This window comes from Streptomyces sp. NPDC000075 (assembly GCF_040301925.1).
GTDB classification, from domain to species: domain Bacteria; phylum Actinomycetota; class Actinomycetes; order Streptomycetales; family Streptomycetaceae; genus Streptomyces; species Streptomyces polychromogenes.
This window is the reverse complement of sequence record NZ_JBEPFL010000009.1, coordinates 164,290-178,831: the sequence shown is the minus strand read 5'-3', so window position 1 is coordinate 178,831 and position 14,542 is coordinate 164,290. Positions and strand designations below refer to the sequence as shown.

The following is a 14,542-nucleotide window of genomic DNA, read 5'->3' as shown; positions in this document are numbered from 1 at the left end:
CAGAAGGGAAACGCCGACCGTGGAATTCTTCGGACCGTGGGAGATCCAGCTCGGGGAACTCATCGACCTATGGGGGACGAAGCTCACCCTGGCAGGGACCGACAACGCCGACGGGGAGTACTTTCCCGTCTCCGGTCAGCCCCTGGACGTCGCGGTAACCGGTAGCGCCTGGACGATCAGCGTTCAGATGGCGCGGCCGGACGACGACGGGGGGCAGGCGTGGGATCCCCGGGAGCTTCGTCGTAGCACGCGGTTCGACCGCATGACCGGCCTTGTCGTCGACATCGAGAGCGGCCTGCCCCAGGGAGACGTCGTCGGCCCCCTGTACTTCTACATGCACCTCGTATGTGTGTGCCGGGCCCCCGGCGTCGCTCCGGACCCTGTGCCCAATCCGTACGACTTCACCCTCCCCGGACGGACTTGACTGAGCACCAGCCGGCACGGCTGTGCACTCGGTGGCCGCTCTGGGCCGGGGTGCGGTGCAGGCTCAGGGGCCGGCGGGAAGAGCTCGCTCCAGGGCATCGAACGCCGCGTTCACCAGCGCGCGGTGGTCGTCGGACACCTCCGCCGCGCGCTCCCCGTCGAGCTGCCTGCCGACGGTCCGGTACGCGGCGACCGTCAGGGCCGCCGATGGCGTCCGGCCAGCGCGTTCTCCACCTCTTCCGCACCTTCACGCGCCCGCGCTCGCAGCGCCGGGGGAGTCGAGCACGCTCCGCCGGAAGTGCGGGAAGGCGTCGCCGACGGCCCCCAGCGGGTGGCGCTCGTCGAGGAGCGCCGGAGGAGTACGCGCGCAGGCCGGTCAGCGGGGACTCGTCCTGCCCGCGGTCCGTCACCGCCGCGGAGAACAGTTCGACAGCTTCGGGGAGCCCGGTCGAGGAGGTGAGTGCGTGAACCCGGACTGCGAGCGTGACAGGGGCGTAGGTATGGACGTGGACGTGGACGTGGTGGCCGGTGGCGGCCCCCTCGGGCTGACGCTGGCATGTGAACTCCGGCTCGGCGGGGCCCGCGTGGTCGTCCTGGAGCGCCGTACCGAAGTGGACGCGACGATCAAGGCGGGGTCGACACACCCACCGCCGAATTCTTCAACCGGTGCGGGCTGCTGCCGGCGATGGCCGCAGTGCAGCAGCGTGCGTTCGAACGGGTCCAGCGTTCAACCACAGTCAGCCGGACGGACAGCCCCCGCGCACGGCGTGCAAGTTGGCCGGTCGCTCGCCACGAACCTCCGCCCCCCTGGCAGAGGCGCCGGACCCGGACGGCCACCCGGATCCAAGAACAAACACCGGGCACCCCACTACGACGTCGGCAAGACCATCAAACGCCCCGAGAACCTCAAGGCCATCGGCAAGACCGGACGATCTTGGTAGGCAGAGAACAAGATCAGGTACCGAGGAGCTCGATGACTTCACTCACCCGGCGGACCGGGAGGGGGGTCCACCGCGGCGTTGGCGCCAGCCGGGAGACCACTGCGCTGAGCCACTCCGGGTCTCCGAGGCGGTGCAGCACCTTCGCCTCGGACGTCTTCGCGACCAGGCCGATTGCCAGAGCCATGTGCATGGACGTGTAAGTGCGTTCGTGGTGAGTGTAGTTCACCGACCAAGGCGTAGAGCGATCCCGATCACACATACCGGACAGGGAACAGCCAGCTGGGCCACCGTCCATGTAGCCGCCGGCCGCGACGATGACACCCCCGGTGCGGGTGGCCATCCATGGCTTCATGGTGGCCCTCAGCCCAAGGCTACGGAGGCTGCTCCATGGGACGACGTCCCGGGGTGCCGCCTCTCCCCGCAGGCGGTGCTCGATGCCTTCGGTGGCTAGCACCAGGCATGACCCTTCGTTCCGCTTCGGGTCCCCGATGGCCCATCGGTCCCCGACCAGTTCCAATGGCCCCAGGTACTGCATCAGACTCCCCTATGGATCATGTGTTCCCCTGCCCGAAATTTACCCTCAGCAGGCCCGTCCAGGACTCGTGCCGCTGAGGAATCCCTCCGTCACATCGACCAAGGCCGTGCCCGGTTCCGCTCTGACGGAGAACCTCCGGCAAGTTGAAATTCAAGCCAAGAACTGTCCGGTAACTGACCTCCGAGATGGCCGCCCAGGTCCTGTCGATGGTCAGCCGCCAGAACGATCGAGGGGTAACTCTCGTGGGGGATCGGGATCGGGATCGGGATCGTGCGCGCAGGCGACGTACTGTCGTTGAGGTTCGACGATGGTGAGGGCCATGCCGATCACACGTCTCGCTCTTCCGCTCGGCGACACCGAGCCCCCCGTCCCCGTCTGGGCCCTCCGACTCGCCAAGGCCCTCCCGTTCGTCGTGCCGCCGCACTGTCTGTGGCGGCTGCCGCTCGCCTCGACTTCCGTACGGGCACGGTCGACCCGGCAGCCCCGGCCGCCCGCTGGTGGGTTCCGTTCTACGTCGTCGGGCTCAGTGTGCTCACCGAGGCACCGGCCCTGCTCACCACCGGCTTGGTGAGCGAGTGGGGCGAGGTGGTGCCGCGCTGGGTGCCGTTGATCGGCGGTCGGCGGGTGGCGCCGCTCGTAGCGGTCATCCCGGCGTTCCTGTGGGGCCGATCGTGCTGGCCCTGGCCTGGGCCTACTGTCGGCGGCGCCGACGTGCCTGATGGTCTCGTTGGTCCAGACCGGCCGAGCCCGGATGGATCCGTGCATGCGAGCGAACGCGGGGCCGGACAGCATGATTCGCCGCGGCACAGTGGCCGCGATCGCCCGGCTCCGGGCAAAGGACGATCCGATGATCTCGCGGTGTCTGGTGTGATCACGGCGTCGGAGCCGTCCTAGTCCTCCTCGGAGGGGAGCGAATCCCATTCCGTCCATGCTCCGTCGCGCGGCACCATGAACAGCGGACGCGATCGCAGGACCTCCCCGACGGGTTGCCCGCGCATGATGACGCCGGGATCATCCGGTCCTGCGTGGCCCTCGCACGTGTAGCGAAACTGCACGTCATGCGCCTCGGTATACGCGATCATGTCGCTCTCCAGCTCCCCCCATCTCCCTCCCGACCAGCAGGAGGCCGTTGTACGCGACCTGGGGGCCCTGCACAGCGTCGCAAGCGACGCCGAACAGCCCCGCGTCCTGGCTCACGTAGGCCGTGACGGCCGGTGCAGAAGGCGCGCCCCCGCGACGGTGGACGTCGACCTTCCAAGTCTGCGAGAAGACCGCGTACTGCTGGCGGCAGTCGCTGACCTTCGCCGGGCCGATCACCTCAGCAGCCTCGACCACTTCGCTGACGGTCATCCCGAACCGGAGCGGTCCCACCCCGACAGCCGCCGCATACGACCACTCGCCCCGTTCGACGACTCCGAAATCGCCTCCGGTCTCCAACGCCATATCCGCCCCCGAACGTCCTGCTGTCCATCCCTGCGACCTGCTCCAAGCACCGCCTGTCCACGACAGCGTTACATCCCGCACTGACAGCCGTCGTGTCCATGGCCGGACTTTCAAAGGTGCCTCAGGCCGGGACAAGACACCTTCCTGCCGGCAGAAAGTCGCCTGTTCCACTGGTGGAGAGGCAGTATTCCGATGCTGCGGTATTCCTTCCTCCGGGGGGGGGCGTGGCCGAGCCTTTCCGCACGCCCCTCCGAGCGGGACGTATGCCAGGGGCAACACCCGCGCTGACGGGCACCCGCCCGCAGGTACCGCCCCTATGATGGTGCGCCAGTTAGCACCTGTGACGCACAGTGGTCGAGGGGAAAGGGGCGGAGCATGCCGGAGTACTGCATTCGCTTGGACGGGGAGTCTCCGGTAAGGGACCTGCGTCAGCTCGCGCAGTGGCTCCGCCAGAACCCCGCGATCAGGACCAGGGCGGCAATCACCCTTCAGCCCGCCCCCACTGCCGAGGGTGAGATGGGCGGCGCAGCCCTCGACGTCATCGCTCTGGTCACCGAGACTGGCTTCTCGGCGGCCAACCTGGTGTTGGCGATCTCCGCTTGGCGCCGGACCCGGCCGTCGACGCCAGGCGTGACCATCGAGCGCGACGGGGTGCGGGTGACGGTGGACTCCGGCGATCCAGCTGAGATTGCCCGGCTGACCCGGGCCCTGGACAGCGAGTAGCTGCCGGATGCCGCTCCCCCGCCCGGAAGCCTCACGGGTGGTCCTGGCCGGTGTCGCGGACTACAGACACCTACCGCCCCTCCCTGCCATCCGCAACAACCTCGCAGCGCTCGCCGGCTTTTTCACCTCGGCGTCCGGCTGGGGCCTGCCATCGCGGCACTGCACGGTCGTCACCGACCCCGGGCAGCCGTCCGAACTCATCGACCCCGTCCGGAAGGCGGCGGCCGAGGCCACCGACACCCTGCTCGTCTACTACAGCGGGCACGGCCATCTTGACAATGAGCTGCGGTACTCGATCTCGGTCACCGGCTCCAGGCAGGGCGAGCCGTGGACCTGCCTGCCGTACGCGTGGCTGAAGTCCGTGCTGATCCAGACCCGGGCGGAGCGCCGGATGGTGATTCTGGACAGCTGCTTCAGCGGGCTGGCTCACGGGCTGATGGCGGGCGAGGCCGAAGCGCTGCGGGCTCAGGTGGCGACGGCGGGAGCAGTGGTGATCAGCTCCGCCCGTGATGACCTTCCCGCGCTGGCACCGATCGACGAGCCCTACACCGCGTTCACCGGGGAGCTGCTTCAGGTACTCACCCGCGGAATCGCGGGCGGGGCCGCAGAGATCACCGTCGATGCCGCATACACCCACATCAAGACAGCCCTGGCGGCAAAAGGCCGCCCCGCACCTGATCGCACCGGCACCGACACCTCCGGCGCCCTGATCATCGCCCGCAATCCCGGATTCCGGCCACCCTCCCCTGCCGCTGCTCCGCGGCCCGCTCCCGGGACGCATCTACAGGCGCTGGCCAGCCGGCTGCTCCTGCCGTCGGCGCAGGCCCGAAGCACATCCCGAGGCAGCGAGGAGCCGACTGTGGTCGGCAAGCGCTACGAGATCATCTCCCCCGTGGGGCAGGGCACATCCGGAGGCAGCGAGGAGCCGACTGTGGTCGGCGAACGCTACGAGATCAACTCCCCCCTGGGGCAGGGAGGCATGGGCACGGTGCATCTGGCCTGGGATCGACTCCTGAAAAGGCATGTCGCGTTGAAGGTGCTCCAGATGGCCGGGCTCGGGGATCAAGTCGAGTGGCAGGTGTTCTGGACCGAGGTCCGGGCCGTGGCTGCGCTGAACCATCCGAACGTGGCGGCGATCCACGATGTGAGCGAGGGCAAGGCAGGACGGTTTTTCGTCATGGAGTACGTCCCTGGAATCCCGCTGTCCGCCGCACTTGCGAATGGGACACTGCTGCCCGACGAGGCAGCGGAGGCAGTCCACGATGTGCTGTCTGGGCTGGAAGCCGCCCACCGGGCCGGGGTGGTCCACTGTGACGTCAAGCCGGGCAACATCATGCTGACGCCGAGCGGCACGGTGAAGATCATCGACTTCGGCATCTCCCACCTCGTCGCGAACGAGGGACAGGGTCCCCTACACCGCGACGACAACGACACTATGGTGGGCACAGTCGAGTACATGGCGCCGGAGATCGTCCGCGGGCACCTGCCCACCGTGGCCGCCGACATCTACGGGGCCGGAGTCGTCTTCTACGAGCTCTGTACCGGACAGCCTCCCTTCCGTGGGGACGATTTCAACGAGCTGGCTTGGAGCAAGTTGTACAAGCCCGTCGCACCGCCGAGCCAGCTGGTCCCAGGACTGCCGCCCCACTACGAGACGATCATCATGCGGGCCCTTGAGCGCAACCCCGGGGAGCGTTACGAAAGCGCTGAGGAGATACGCGCCGAGATCGCGGCCGCCCTCTACGGCACGGGATGACACGGTTAATGCCAGACCCAGCGAGGCGACACCTTCCGTTGCCCATCGGGGAGCACGTTCGGTGATGCGGGAAGATCACCAACCGTACGCAGGACGCGTCGCTCCGGGCGGTCCTGGTGACGTTGTTGTGTGTGTCCAAGCCCGTCCAGTCAAGCCAGCTTCAGCCTGTTTCACTGGTGGAGAGGCAGTATTCCGAACCTGCGGTATTCCTCCTGGCCAGGAGCCCGGGCGGTTTGCCACGGCAGTTCCGCAGTTCCGGTGTCCGGGCGCAGGGGTGGGGGGCGCACGGGTGGGGGCGCGACCCCGGGCGAGGCGACCACGTCCTAGTAGTGCTTTGTTAGGTGGTGTCGTAGGGCTGCCATGGGACGGTTTGTCGGCAGGTGGGGCAGGTTCCGGTCCAGGTGGCGATGGGGTGTTGGAGGAGGTCCAGGGCCTGGTAGAGGGTCGGGCCCTGGCAGGGGCTTTTGGGCTGCTCCGTTGTTCGGTCAGGAACAGGTGGGCGGCGGTGACGAGGGTGACGTGTCGGTGCCAGCCGGTGAAGGAACGGCCCTCGAAGTGGTCCAGTCCCAGAGCGGTTTTCAGCTCACGGTAGTCGTGCTCGATTCGCCAGCGTGCTTTCGCCAGGCGGACCAGGTCCTTGGCGGGTATGTCGGCGGGCAGGTTCGAGATCCAGTACTTCACCGGTTCGGCCTCGCCTTCGGGCCACTGCGCGATCAGCCAGACCAGCGGGATCGTCCCATCCTCGGCCGGCTTGGGCCGCCGGCCGGCGAGACGGACCCGCAGGAGCACGAAGTGCGAGCTCATGGCAGCTTTCGAGCCCTTGCGCCAGGTCACGGCCCGGCCGCTCCTGCGGCCGGCGGCCAGCACGTGGTCGCGTAAGGAGAGGGGACGGGTGCGGTAACGGGGCAGCGGCCTCGGGCCGAGCCCGGAGTAGGCGGGCTGATGCGGCACCGCTTCCTCGCCGTGGGCGGTCATCTCGGCCTTGGCCTGCAGGACGTAGGCCAGCCCGCGGTCTTCCAGGTCGTGGCGGAAGTCGGCGTTCGCACCGTAGCCGTGTCCGCGACCAGTGCGGCAGGCCGCAGGCCGATGCCGGCCAGCTCGTCGAGCATGTCCAGGGCGAGCTGCCACTTCGGGCGGTGACGCTCGGTGGCGGGGATCCGGCAGGCTGCCCGGCGGTCGGCGGCCCGCGGCCCGTCCCAGGAGGCGGGCAGGAACAGGCGCCAGGACAGCGGGCACGAAGCCGTGTCCGAGGCGGCGTGGACGCTGACGCCGATCTGGCAGTTGCCGACCTTGCCCAGTGTGCCCGAGTACTGCCGGGCCACCCCCGGCGATGCCTTGCGGTCCTTGGGGAAACCGGTGGCGTCCATTACCCACACCTGCGGCCGCACCACCCGCACGGCCCGCCACGCCAGCCGGCCCCGCACATCGGCGACCGGCCAGGTCGAGGACGTCATGAACTGCTGCAACCGTTGATGGTCCACACCGAGCCGCTCAGCCATCGGCTGCATCGACTTACGCCGGCCGTCCAGCAACAGACCCCGCACATACAGGGCCCCCTTCTCCAGCCAGTCCCGCCGCACCAACGGCGCGAACACCTCGGAGGTGAACTCCTCCAACCGACCCCGAACCGCGGCAAGCTCCCCCAGCCCTCATACAGCCAGCGAACTGCCAGACACCCGATGTGACAAGACCGGCTAACAAAGCACTACTAGCTGATTGCCTGACAGATGAGCCATGAATCCGGTAAAGGTGTGCTCGTGACTGACTCCCCCGAGGACGGCGAGCCCGCGTCCTTCGTCGAGAAGACGAAGACCCTGTACCGGAAGCACAGGCGGAAGATCCATGCCGTCGTGGGCACCGTCGGCACTGTGGCCCTGGCCGTTGCCTGGGAGGCCATCAAGCAAGCCGCGGAGCAGAGCGGCTCCGAGGGTGTCGAGGCCGTCGAGGAGGAGGTCGAGGACCGGGAGCTGACCCCTGCCGCCGAGGCCAAGAGCCAACCCCGATCACCTGTGACTCCTCACGTGCGGAACCTCGTCGAGGGCTGGAACGCAAGCCCGGAAAAGAGGGCGCAGTACAAGGAGGAAACGGGGGAGGAGCTCGCCCCCGGTAAGAACTGGGTCCACCGCAGGGAGGGCGAGGACCCCGGCGAAGCCGCGGCCTGAATGCCTGGGGCGTGGGGCATCCTGCGCAGTGCCGGCCGAGCGCTGCAGGAGGGTTGCGCCCTGACTGACCTGCGCATTCGAGCGCTGCGGGCGTGGCGGTGCCCGTGAGCCCCGGACCGCAGCCGTCGTTCAGGCGGTCGGCGCCTTGTCCGGTACTGATCGGCGTGGGAGCTGTTGACCATGAAGGACACCGGGGGACCGACCCGGCTCCCGTCGGCGCGAAACGAGCCGCGGTGCGTGTAGGCACCAGCGCGGCGGGCGGACATGTGCCGGCAGCATCCGGCCCCGGCACATGACGCGCCGCACGGTGACCGCCGCCCCGCCTCGGGCAGCGGGGGTCAGGCCTGGGTCTCGTTGACGAGCATGTGCAGGTTCAGGCTGTGCTTTTCCGGCGGCCGGGTCGCCATCGCGGCAGCGGCGTGGGCGACGCCGCTGGCCTTGTCGCCGGGCCGGGTGAGCATCAGCTCCCGGTGGAGTTCCAGGTGCGTGCGAACCGAGGCACCGAAGCGGGAGGGTCGGCCAGCGCTTGGCCCTGCGCGTCGACGGCGGCTCGCCCAGGCCGACGCGGAAGGTGACCTTGACTCGGTCGTAGCGGTCGACTCCACCCTCTTCCGTGCCTACCAGCGCGCCGCCGGGGCCCGTCAAAAAGGGCCCCGGCCAGCGAGCCGCACGATCACGCTCTTGGACGGTCCCCCGGCGGACTGACGACGAAGATCCACCTCGCCGCAGACGGCCACTGCCGCCCGCTGGCGTTCGGCATGACGCCCGGCCAGGCTGGCGACGCACCAGTATTCACCCAGGTCATGGCCCGGTTGCGAGTGCCTCGGCGGATCGGGCGGCCCAGGGTCACGCCGGATGTGGTCCTGGCCGACAAGGCGTACTCGTCCCGGGCGATCCACCTCCATCTACGGCAGCGCGGGATCCGGGCGGTGATCCCGCAGCCGGCAGATCAGGCCCCGAACCGCAAGGGGCTCGGTCGGCTCGGCGGCCGCTCGCCCGGCCTTCGACCGCGACGCCTACAAGCAGCGGAACACGGTCGAGCGGTGCACCTTCAGACGTGACCGCGCCGGGGCGGCGTGCGGGAGCCGGGACGCACAATTCTTCCCGCTGTGGGGAGTTCTGGACGTGCAGGGTGTGCGGGCCTTGGCGAGGAGTCGTTCGGCGGTGCGAGTGCGGGGCGGCGACCGACGCCGTGCAGGGCGTGATTGCCGGGGGCAGCCGCCCAGAGGGCCCTCGCATCGGTCCGCGCCCGGGTCTGCGCCATGGGCCTGGGGGCTGAATCGGGCCGCCGAGCCGGGTGCCGGACCGCTGCCTGCATGCGTCAACTTCAGTCAGTCATAGGGGAGTTCTGGACAAGGTGGCGCACTTGAGGTGACAGGGGCTGACAGTCGACACCTCTCCGGGCACGATGCTCCGACATTCAACGGGGGGTCATGATGAGCGCTGCCGCTGGCGTGACGGGCATCGGGGACGAGGGCAGTGGTCCCGGCGGACAGGAGGACAAGGCCGGAGCGGAACTGGCGCTGCGCGTCTTCACCGGGGAGGAGCGGTGGGGCTGGGAGTTCGTCCAGCCGCCGGAGCCGCCGGCCCACCCGAGCGCGCAGAACCCACCCGTGTACAGGGAACCTGCCGATGACGAGGTGCGTGCGGCGCAGGAACGGGCCATGACCGGGAGGAACACCTCCGGCTGCGGCTGCGCGCTCCTGATCGCGGGCGGAGCGGCGCTCGCGGCCGGCGGTGTGGAGGCCGCGGCCGTCGTCCTCGTCATCATCCTCGTCGTCTTCGCCCTGAGCTCGCCCCAGTCCAGGCTGCGTGCGGCCGAACGCCGACTGGCATCCGAGAGGAAGCGCGCCCGGGACGACCACGAGGCACGCACGAAAGCCTGGCAGGACCGGCTCGCCGCCCACCGCGCCGAGCACCTCCGCCACAACGCGACGCTGGACACCTGGTTCCCCATCGCGCTGGCCTCCAAGCCCAGCCGCATCGACGTCTTCGGCGGTACGGGCAACGGCTGGGCGAGTCTGCTCGCCACCCTCGGCGGGCCGCTCCTCGGCGGCGGCCAGTCGGTCGTGGTACTCGACCTCACCCAGCAGGCCGTCGCCCTGGAGCTGGCGGGGCTCGCCGCCCGGCGCGGGGTCGCCGTCGGCCACGTACCCATGCCCGGGGCCCTGCTCGGCCTGGACCTGCGCCAGGAGTTCACTTCGGAGGAACTGGCGGAAACCTTCGCAGAGGCATTGGGGTCGATGCGTCCACCCGGCTCGGACATCGACCTCCACAGCATCGACGCAGACGTGGTCCGCACCGTCGCGGACCTGCTCGAAGGCCCGGTGACATTCCCGCGCCTCGCCGCCGGACTGCGCGTCCTGCTCCGCGTCCACGACCATGACCCGCAGGCGAAGGGCGTGCTCAGCGCTGCCGAGCTTGAGTCGATCACCCAGGCCATCGACCTCATCGGCCAAGGCGAACGCGTTCAGAACGAACTCCGTTACGTGCGGGCCCAGACGGAACTGCTGGCGAAAGCCGAGGCCGCCCATACCGCCGACGAATCCACGTCCGGCTGGTGGAAGCCCGGCGTGCTGACCATCGTCACGACCGAGGACCACGTCCACCGGCGAAAGGACCTGACCGACCGGTTCGTCTTCTTCCGCCTGCTCCACGCCCTGCGTAAGCGCGCGGTTGTCCCCGGCTCGGGCACGCTCGTCGTCGCGGGAGCGGACCACCTGGGCCGCGAAGCCCTCGAGACAATGGCACGCCAGGCGCGGACCGCGGGTGTGCGGCTGGTCTTCCTCCTGGAACACCTGCGGGAGGCAGCCGTTCAGGTTGCCGGGGGATCCGACAGTGCCACAGTTTTCATGCGCATGGGTAACGGTGAGGAGGCCAAGGCCGCCGCGCAGTTCATCGGGCAGGAGCACAAGTTCCTCGTGAACCAGCTGACCCGGCAAATCGGCGAGACCCTCACGGAGGGTCGCGGCAGCAGCTACGGCTACCAGCGCGGCGTGTCGGACACACGGGGGTCCAACCGGGGCGGCGGCGTGAGCTCCGGCGGAACGTGGGGGAGCTCCTTCTCCTCCTCCACCTCGCTGTCGCGCAGCTGGCAGGACTCGACGAACTCCTCGACCGCGCGGTCGACGACGACCGGCGAGAACCTCACCCGCGTCTACGAGTTCACCATCGAGCCCACCCAACTGCAGGCCCTCCCGGTGACCGGGCTGGTACTCGTCGAGGCCGGCCCCGCCGGCCGCCGCGTCGTGTTCGGGGACTGCAACCCCGGGATCACCTTCCTGCCCCGGCTGTCCACCCGGCCTCGCCCGAGCCTGACGTGAACGAACCCGACACTGCCGGGGCCTCCGTCGCCCCGGCCCATCCCGCAGGGCTGGCCGCGTACCGCTTCCACCGGCTCCTCACCGTTCCCCGGCGCCCGGAAGACCCGCGTGCGGAGGACCGTACGGCCGCGCAGCTCACCGCGGCCGTGACGGCGGCCCATGCCGTGCTCGGCCACCTCGGGGAAGGGGGCCCGGGCGGAGCGCCCCCGACGGGTCTCGCGGCGGCGTGGATCCGGCCGGGCCACCACCAGCCGATGCACTTCCTCGTGGGCGGCACCCCCTACTTCCCGCCCGCCGGACGGGATCCGCGCGGTGAGGGGGACGAGGCCCCCGTCGGCTTTCCGCCAGGGGCGACGGCCCGCGCCGTCCCGGCCGGTGAGGCTTCCGCGCTGTTGGAGCGGCTGCCGTACTGGCTGCCATGCCTCGGGTCTCACGACGCCCTGCGGATGGGCGACGACGAGCGTGCCCTGCCGGCGGAGCGCCGCGGCTCGTTCGACGATGCCGTCGCCCACCTTCCGGAGGCCTTCGCCTGGCTGGTCCTGGCCGACCCCGTCCCCTTCGAGCGGCTGGAGCGCGAGCGCGCCGCGCTGTCCGTTCAGCTGCCGCGGCTGCGCCTGCGCGAGAACTCCGAAGCCGACCGGGTGGCGGCCGAACGGGCCGAGGCCCGCTACCGAGAGCTGACGCGGGCGCTCGCCACCGGGGTCTGGAACGTACGCGTACTGGTCGGCGCCGACCGGCCCGAGTCGGCGCTCGCCTCGGCGGCGCTGCTCTGCGGCGCGGGCGACCTGGACGACCTGCCGTACGTCCTCGTGCCGGGCAGGCGCCCCGTCCGGCTGGCGGAGGCTCTCGCCCTGTCCACCCTTCCCGCAGCCCAGCCCAATCCGCCAGGAACCATCCCCTTCCTCGCCACCGCGGAACTCGTCGCGGCACTGGCCCGGCCGCCGGAGCGCGAACTGCCGGGGATCCGTACGGTGGCTCCGAACCGCTTCGACGTCACCGCCGACGACCCGGGGCAGAACGCGCCCGCCGACGGTTTCCTGATCGGCGACATCCTGGACGAGTCGCTGTCCGCCGCGGGCCCGCTCTACGTGTCGCGTTCGACCCTCAACCGGCACGCCTTCGTCTGCGGTGCCACCGGGTCGGGAAAATCCCAGACGGTACGCAGCCTGCTCACCGCCCTCTCCACGCACAAGCGGCCCATCCCCTGGCTGGCGGTCGAGCCGGCGAAGGCCGAGTACGCACGCATGGCCGGGCGCCTCGCCTCGGCGGGCGGCCCGGAGGCGGCACGCCGGGTCACGGTGATCCGTCCGGGGGACGTGGACGTACCGCCCGCTTCGCTCAACCCGCTCGAGCCGGAGCCAGGGTTTCCGCTCCAGAGCCACGTGGACCTCGTACGAGCCCTCTTCCTGGCGGCCTTCGAGGGACACGAGCCGTTCCCGCAGGTGCTGGCCCGCGCCCTGACCCAGTGCTACACGGCGGCCGGGTGGGATCTGGTCACCGGCGAGCCGCGCCCGCCCCACAAACCGAAGTACCTGCTGGACGAGCCGGACGAGCCCCGTACGGCCGTGTACCCCACCCTGGGCGACCTCCAGTCGACCGCCCGGCAAGTGGTGGAGATGATCGGGTACGGCAAGGAAGTCACCGCAGACGTACGCGGGTTCGTCGACGTCCGCATGGGTTCCCTGCGCGAAGGCACGCCCGGCCGCTTCTTCGAGGGCGGCCACCCGCTGGACATTGCGGGGCTGCTGGCCGGGAACGTCGTCCTCGAACTGGAATCGATCACGAACGACCAGGACAAGGCCTTCCTCATCGGCGCCGTGCTCATCCGGCTCGTCGAGCACCTGCGGGTCCACCACGGGGCGGGAGGCGTACCACTGCGCCACGTCCTGGTGGTGGAGGAGGCGCACCGACTGCTCAAGAACGTCGAGAACGGCCCCGCAGCCGCGGCGGTCGAGCTCTTCGCCTCGCTGCTGGCCGAGATCCGCGCGTACGGCGAGGGCGTCGTCATCGTCGAGCAGATACCAAGCAAGATCCTGCGCGACGTGATCAAGAACAGCGCACTGAAGATCATGCACCGGCTTCCGGCGGAGGACGACCGCCGGTCCGTGGGTGCCACGATGAACCTCCAGCAGGAGCAGAGCGAGAACGTCGTCGCCCTGCCGCCGGGACGGGCCGCAGTGGCCGCCGACGGGATGGACAGGCCGGTACTGACGGCGGTCCCACACGGGGAACACGACGAAAGCACGAGGGACGCCTCGACGGAACCGCCCCTGCTCACCAGCCGCAGCCCGCACTGCGGGACCGCGTGCCACCGCGAACCATGCACCCTGCGCACGATGAACGACTCCCACCACTGCTCCCTGGTGCCGCTCCACCTGATCTGGGCGGAAGTGGCCGCGCTGGCCCAGGCGATGGGCATGCCCGCCCCCGGACCGAGCGAGGTGGTCCGCTCCTCGCTGAGCGCCCTGTCCGAACGCGACCTGGAGTGCACCCTCGTCTACGCGGTCGAACGGGCCGTCGGAGCACGCGAGTCCCTGATGCGGGACGAAGTCGACCCGGCCGACTTCGCGAGGCGGCTGCACACGGTGCTGTCCTGCGCTCTGCGCGGAACGGACCCGCCGCCCGGGGACCGGCGCCGCTACACCTACGCCAACTACCGCTTCCGGGACGTGATAGCGGCCATCGCGCGAGCGCGGAAGGCGAATCCGGACGGCCCGCACAGCTACCCCGAGCACGCTGCGCAGTGGGCGGCCCGAGGCCTGGTCCTGACTGGCACCTCGGGAGCCGACCACCGCCTCCAGATCCACGCCCTGCCCGGGTACGGACCGGAGAAGGTCCACGCCCGGGTCGGCGACGTGGACCGCAGCGGCCTGCGCGACGCGGTGGCGGCGGTGACAGGCGGCACGACGAAGGAGCACGTCACCCGGGCCTTCGCGCGGGCCTGCGCGAACGGGCCGACGCTGGACGCGGTGGTGGCGGAGACGGCGGTGCGGGTGGCGATGGTGTGCGCCCAGGGAAGGGAGCCCCGTCCATGAGCGAGCTCAGCGGCGCGTCCGACGTACCACCCCCTCCGCCTCCGCCACCGCCCCCGACCGACGCGCGGGCCTCCCGGGACGGAGACGAACCGGACGAGGCGGAGGCCGGGGACACCGGGGCCCAGGACACCAGCAGTGAGGACACGGACGCCGACACCGACGAACCAGAACCGGAGCCCGACCCGAGCGAGGTTCCCGCCC

Annotated in this window: 10 protein-coding genes and 3 pseudogenes; 8 read left to right on the top strand and 5 right to left on the bottom strand. The window is 70.1% G+C overall.

The window, feature by feature from the left end; all coding sequences use genetic code 11:
* Positions 1 to 19: 19 nt before the first annotated feature.
* Positions 20 to 424, top strand: a complete 405-nt coding sequence (locus ABT403_RS13850) for a hypothetical protein (RefSeq protein ID WP_344151859.1) — start codon at positions 20 to 22, stop codon at positions 422 to 424.
* Positions 425 to 923: 499 nt separating this feature from the next.
* Positions 924 to 1,007: pseudogene (locus ABT403_RS13845) on the top strand (hypothetical protein); the annotation flags it as partial.
* A 370-nt stretch (positions 1,008 to 1,377) separates the two neighbouring features.
* Here ABT403_RS13845 and ABT403_RS13840 read toward each other — a convergent pair.
* The 3 genes from ABT403_RS13840 to ABT403_RS13830 all read right to left on the bottom strand — a co-directional run bounded on the left by ABT403_RS13840 (position 1,378) and on the right by ABT403_RS13830 (position 3,342).
* Positions 1,378 to 1,548, bottom strand: a complete 171-nt coding sequence (locus ABT403_RS13840) for a hypothetical protein (RefSeq protein ID WP_344151856.1) — start codon at positions 1,546 to 1,548, stop codon at positions 1,378 to 1,380.
* Positions 1,549 to 2,408: 860 nt separating this feature from the next.
* Complete coding sequence (locus tag ABT403_RS13835; protein ID WP_344151853.1) at positions 2,409 to 2,546, bottom strand: hypothetical protein; 138 nt, start codon at positions 2,544 to 2,546, stop codon at positions 2,409 to 2,411.
* Positions 2,547 to 2,955: 409 nt separating this feature from the next.
* Positions 2,956 to 3,342, bottom strand: a complete 387-nt coding sequence (locus ABT403_RS13830; protein ID WP_344151850.1) for a hypothetical protein — start codon at positions 3,340 to 3,342, stop codon at positions 2,956 to 2,958.
* A gap of 375 nt (positions 3,343 to 3,717) precedes the next feature.
* Here ABT403_RS13830 and ABT403_RS13825 point away from each other — a divergent pair, with 375 nt between their 5' ends.
* Together ABT403_RS13825 and ABT403_RS13820 are read left to right on the top strand one after the other, a co-directional pair.
* Positions 3,718 to 4,065: an effector-associated constant component EACC1 gene (locus ABT403_RS13825; protein ID WP_344151847.1), complete on the top strand. Its 348-nt coding sequence runs from the start codon at positions 3,718 to 3,720 to the stop codon at positions 4,063 to 4,065.
* A gap of 7 nt (positions 4,066 to 4,072) precedes the next feature.
* Complete coding sequence (locus ABT403_RS13820; RefSeq protein ID WP_351648931.1) at positions 4,073 to 5,821, top strand: caspase, EACC1-associated type; 1,749 nt, start codon at positions 4,073 to 4,075, stop codon at positions 5,819 to 5,821.
* A 411-nt stretch (positions 5,822 to 6,232) separates the two neighbouring features.
* Here the strand turns inward: ABT403_RS13820 and ABT403_RS13815 are convergent.
* Positions 6,233 to 7,467 (bottom strand): annotated as a pseudogene (locus ABT403_RS13815) (IS701 family transposase); the annotation flags it as partial.
* A gap of 111 nt (positions 7,468 to 7,578) precedes the next feature.
* On the opposite strand from ABT403_RS13815, the gene ABT403_RS13810 reads away from it, so the two are divergent.
* Positions 7,579 to 7,983, top strand: a complete 405-nt coding sequence (locus tag ABT403_RS13810; RefSeq protein WP_344151841.1) for a hypothetical protein — start codon at positions 7,579 to 7,581, stop codon at positions 7,981 to 7,983.
* Between the two features lie 338 nt (positions 7,984 to 8,321).
* Here ABT403_RS13810 and ABT403_RS13805 read toward each other — a convergent pair whose 3' ends face one another.
* Complete coding sequence (locus ABT403_RS13805; RefSeq protein ID WP_344151838.1) at positions 8,322 to 8,444, bottom strand: hypothetical protein; 123 nt, start codon at positions 8,442 to 8,444, stop codon at positions 8,322 to 8,324.
* Between the two features lie 219 nt (positions 8,445 to 8,663).
* On the opposite strand from ABT403_RS13805, the pseudogene ABT403_RS13800 reads away from it, so the two are divergent.
* The 3 genes and pseudogenes from ABT403_RS13800 to ABT403_RS13790 form a co-directional block, all read left to right on the top strand.
* A pseudogene (locus ABT403_RS13800) lies at positions 8,664 to 9,027 on the top strand (transposase); the annotation flags it as partial.
* Positions 9,028 to 9,419: 392 nt separating this feature from the next.
* A complete protein-coding gene (locus tag ABT403_RS13795; RefSeq protein WP_344151834.1) occupies positions 9,420 to 11,306 on the top strand; it encodes a hypothetical protein in 1,887 nt (628 codons plus the stop codon).
* Complete coding sequence (locus tag ABT403_RS13790; protein WP_344151831.1) at positions 11,303 to 14,341, top strand: helicase HerA domain-containing protein; 3,039 nt, start codon at positions 11,303 to 11,305, stop codon at positions 14,339 to 14,341. The genes ABT403_RS13795 and ABT403_RS13790 overlap by 4 nt, the downstream gene beginning before the upstream one ends.
* Positions 14,342 to 14,542: the final 201 nt, after the last annotated feature.

Coding starts and splice junctions, on each gene's coding strand:
- ABT403_RS13840 (WP_344151856.1), bottom strand. CDS start 1,548: ATGGCTCTGGCAATCGGCCTGGTCGCGAAGACGTCCGAGGCGAAGGTG.
- ABT403_RS13835 (WP_344151853.1), bottom strand. CDS start 2,546: ATGACCGCTACGAGCGGCGCCACCCGCCGACCGCCGATCAACGGCACC.
- ABT403_RS13830 (WP_344151850.1), bottom strand. CDS start 3,342: ATGGCGTTGGAGACCGGAGGCGATTTCGGAGTCGTCGAACGGGGCGAG.
- ABT403_RS13825 (WP_344151847.1), top strand. CDS start 3,718: ATGCCGGAGTACTGCATTCGCTTGGACGGGGAGTCTCCGGTAAGGGAC.
- ABT403_RS13820 (WP_351648931.1), top strand. CDS start 4,073: ATGCCGCTCCCCCGCCCGGAAGCCTCACGGGTGGTCCTGGCCGGTGTC.
- ABT403_RS13805 (WP_344151838.1), bottom strand. CDS start 8,444: ATGCTCACCCGGCCCGGCGACAAGGCCAGCGGCGTCGCCCACGCCGCT.
- ABT403_RS13795 (WP_344151834.1), top strand. CDS start 9,420: ATGAGCGCTGCCGCTGGCGTGACGGGCATCGGGGACGAGGGCAGTGGT.